Origin of the sequence: Sphingobium phenoxybenzoativorans, assembly GCF_001757355.1 — a bacterium.
Lineage (GTDB): Bacteria > Pseudomonadota > Alphaproteobacteria > Sphingomonadales > Sphingomonadaceae > Sphingobium > Sphingobium phenoxybenzoativorans.
In genome coordinates, this window is sequence record NZ_MINO01000148.1 from 1 (window position 1) to 3,612 (window position 3,612).

The 3,612-nt window shown below is 64.0% G+C and carries 5 protein-coding genes; 3 read left to right on the top strand and 2 right to left on the bottom strand.

What is annotated here, in order from left to right:
• Positions 1-943 (bottom strand): MobQ family relaxase (gene mobQ, locus BHQ40_RS24305; protein WP_171905959.1); only part of this gene is annotated, 943 nt, incomplete at its 3' end.
• A gap of 173 nt (positions 944-1,116) precedes the next feature.
• Here mobQ and BHQ40_RS24310 point away from each other — a divergent pair.
• Genes BHQ40_RS24310 through BHQ40_RS24320 form a run of 3 tightly spaced genes read left to right on the top strand, consistent with a single transcriptional unit; the run spans position 1,117 to position 2,601 of the window.
• Positions 1,117-1,422, top strand: a complete 306-nt coding sequence (locus BHQ40_RS24310) for a conjugal transfer protein TraD (protein ID WP_020817745.1) — start codon at positions 1,117-1,119, stop codon at positions 1,420-1,422.
• A gap of 37 nt (positions 1,423-1,459) precedes the next feature.
• A complete protein-coding gene (locus tag BHQ40_RS24315; protein ID WP_020817744.1) occupies positions 1,460-1,687 on the top strand; it encodes a conjugal transfer protein TraD in 228 nt (75 codons plus the stop codon).
• Entirely contained in the window at positions 1,687-2,601 is a 915-nt protein-coding gene (locus tag BHQ40_RS24320; RefSeq protein WP_139139475.1) for a HEPN domain-containing protein, read from the top strand. The genes BHQ40_RS24315 and BHQ40_RS24320 overlap by 1 nt, the downstream gene beginning before the upstream one ends.
• Before the next feature lie 131 nt (positions 2,602-2,732).
• Here BHQ40_RS24320 and BHQ40_RS24325 read toward each other — a convergent pair.
• Positions 2,733-3,612, bottom strand: an 880-nt coding sequence (locus tag BHQ40_RS24325; protein ID WP_139139474.1) for a Tn3 family transposase, incomplete at its 5' end; no start/stop codon positions are given.

Here is a 3,612-nt window from a genome sequence, read left to right on the forward strand (position 1 = left end):
GTTCCAACCGCTGCTCGGCCGCGATCATGTCGCGCGACGTGAACCGATCCTCGCCCTTCCCGTCCCGCCCCAGCGCCACCAGCTCGGGCGAGGATCGCACCGCGCTCATCACCTGGTCGAACTGATCCTTGCCGTCGCTGTGCCGGAACGCGAACTGCGCCAGGTCGCGGCGCGTGAACGTCGCCTGCTGCCGGGTGATGGCGTCGAGCGCGATTTCGGGACTGGCGATGATCTTCTCGCCATTCTCGCGCGCGATCCGGGCATGGTCCTCGACCCGTTCGGCCTCAAGCCCCTGTTCGGGCATACGCGACGCCGCCGGCCCGATCTTGTGCTGCGGCTCAAGGTCGATGCCCTGCGCCGCCAGGGTCCGGTGATCTATGCGAGCATCAATATCCAGCTCGGCTAGGCGCTCGTTCACATGGTCCGCCCACGCCTCGCGCCACTCCTGCAAAAGCTGCGTCGAGTTCCACTCGCGCACCTTCTGGCCGAAGCCCTCGGGGCCAACCTCGCGCATCGACAACATGACATGCGCGTGCGGTTTGGGCTGGCCGTCCTTCCCCCTGTCCCAATGCACGTTCATGTCTGCGACCATGCCGCGTTCGACGAACTGCTTTTCGACAAACTCGCAGGCGAGCGCGACACCCTGCGCCTGGTTCAACTCGCGCGGAATCGAAAACTCGATCTCGCGGGCAAGCTGGGCGTCCTTGCGTTTCTCTCCCGCCTCGACCTCGTTCCACAAGGTCGCGCGATCGTTTAAACGCTCCGGCGCACCTTCGGGCAGCATGATTTCCGAATGGACGACTCCGGCCTTGTTCGAGAAATCATGGTCGCGCCCGAGTCGGTCATCGTGCAGCCGTTCCGCCGCGCGATAGGCCGCGCTGGCAACGGCGCTCGATCCGTTGGCGCGACTGATGACCTTGGCCGAGAAATGGTAGATCGCCATGACGGCCGCTATATTGCCTTTCTTAGCGCACGTCGGCAACGACGTATAAGCGCGCACTCACACTCTCTGACGTTCGCGTGATTGACTTCGCCGCATTTTTTCTGCCGGGGGCGTTCCTCGCGCGCGCGATCGTGCTACGCTGCGTCCCTGATCCTGGGCGCGAGGGAGAGGATATGCGGAAGGTGCGCGACTATGACGCGGAGCTGCGGGCGCTGAACGACAAGGCGCGCGCGCTCAAGGCGAAGAAGGTTCAGCAGCTCGGCGAGCTAGTCACGTCCACCGGGGCCGACGCACTCGACCCCGACACGCTGGCGGGCGCGCTACTCGCTGCTACCGAAAGCGCCAACGCGGACGAAAGGGAGGCGTGGCGCGTGAAGGGCGCGGCCTTCTTTCAGGGACGCGGGCGCAAGGCTTCCCGACGCGCTGGCGGCAACACTCAAGGCGGACACGAGACTGGCGCAGGCGAGACGCCGCGTTGAAGCCGCGCAGCGCCGCACCGATACGAGGGGATGGGTCGTGGCCCGCCGCGAACGCACCCGCCATCTCATAGAGCTGGGCGGCCTCGTCCAGAAAGCCGGCCTTGTCGATCTGACCGACGACGACCGCGCCACCCTTTACGGTGCGATGCTCGACCTCGCCGCGCGTGTCCAGGGTGACGACGCCAGCAATATGCTGGCGCTCTGGAAGCGGCGCGGCAAGCGAGCGTTTGACGCGGAGGCGAACGCCGGGGCGGGTCCGACATGATGCGCGACGGCCTCGATCATCTTCCCGCCGTCAAGCGCCGCGAGCTGGAACGGGTCGCCCGCGTCCTGTTCGATGAATTTGAGGATGCTGTCAAAACCAAGCTCTCCGACAAGCGCAAGGGCGGCCGCATCCTCAAGCTGATCCTGTTCGGCTCCTATGCGCGCGGCGATTGGGTCGAGGATCGCGCCAGCGGCTATATTTCCGACTATGACCTGCTCATCGTCGTCAACTCCGACACCTTCACCGATCTGCAAACATGGTGGGCGGCCGCTGACGATCATCTGGTGCGCGAGCTGACCGTCACCAGGCACCTCGCCACCCCCGTCAATTTCATCGTTCATTCGCTGATGGACGTGAACGACCAGCTCGCGCGCGGCCGTCCCTTCTTCGCCGACATAGCCCGCGACGGCATCGCCCTCTACGAAGCGCCGGGACAGCGCCTCGCTGCGCCCCGCCAGCTCTACGCGGAGGAACGCCACGCCGAAGCCATGGCGCACTATGACAAGTGGCTCCCCGATGCCGCTTACTGCCTGACGCTCGCCGAATATGCGATCCGCGACGGCAAGACCAACCATGCCGCCTTCATGCTCCACCAGGCCGTCGAGCGCGCCTATCATGGCCTCCTGCTCGTCCTGACGCTCTACAGCCCCAAGTCGCACCGCCTGACCGTCCTGCGCTCGCTCGCCGAAAACCTAGACCCCCGGCTGATCGAAGCCTGGCCGCGCGACACCCGCGCCGCTCGCCGCGCCTTCGCGCAGCTCCAGCGCGCCTATGTCGAGGCACGCTATTCCCCGGCCTATGAAATCACCCCCGACGAACTGGCGTGGATCATCTACCGCGTGAAGCATCTCCACGCGATCGCAGCCGCGATCTGCGCGGAACACCTCGCCGGCAACGGAAAAGGAACGGCCTGACATGGAATGGTTCCGCCAGCTCGGCCGCGCGCTCCGCAACGTCGCCCGCCTGTCGCGCCGCAATCCAATATGGCGTTACCTCAAGGTTCGTGCGCCAGACAACGATTTCTCGGACATAAGCGGAACATCGGCTACGCAACACGCTTCAACCGCGCCATTGGCTCGTTGAGTGGGTGGAATTCACCTGCGGGAAGTCGCCTTGCCTGTTCCCAGAGGTAATCGCCGGTCAGGCTGATATGCGCCCAGCCCATCGGAGACAGGTGCGCGAGCAGTGCCGCATCGAACGTTGTGCCGACGGCGTTGAGGTGCTTGGCGGCGCGGTCGAGATAGACCGTGTTCCAGTAGGAAATCGCCGCGATCAGCAAGTTCAGCCCAGATGCACGAAATTCCTGATTTTCCAGCGAGCGATCGGTGAACCGGCCCTGCCGGTTGGTATAGATGGCGGCGGCAAGCGTGTGCCGCGCTTCGCCTTTGTTGAGACCGGCCTGACAGGCACGGCGCAGTTCCGGTTGTTCGAGCCAATCGAGCGTGAACAAAGTGCGCTCGATACGGCCCAGTTCAGCCAATGCAAAATCCAGCCTGTTCTGGCGTTTGTAGGCGGCAAGCTTTCGCAAGATTACTGACGGCGCCACCGTGCCATCCTTGATTGAGGCGACAATCCTGACGATGTCATCCCAATCAGCCTCGATCGCTGCGGTTTTGATGGTGCGGCCCATCAGGCTTTCGATGCCCTTGTATGTCGATGGCGCAGCGATCGAACCCAGTTTGCGGTCGGCAATATCGCGCAGTCGGGGCGCAAAGCGGAACCCGAGCAGGTGGCAGAGTGCGAAAACATGATCGGTCGCGCCGCCGGTATCGGTATAGTGCTCATGCAACGGAAGGTTGCCAGCGCCCAGGACAAGGCCGTCGAGCACGTAGGGCGCTTCACCTGCCGTCGCGGACATGATCCGTGATCCGAATGATGCGAAGTGATCGGAAAGGTGGGAATAGATTTTCACGCCAGGTTCGGTT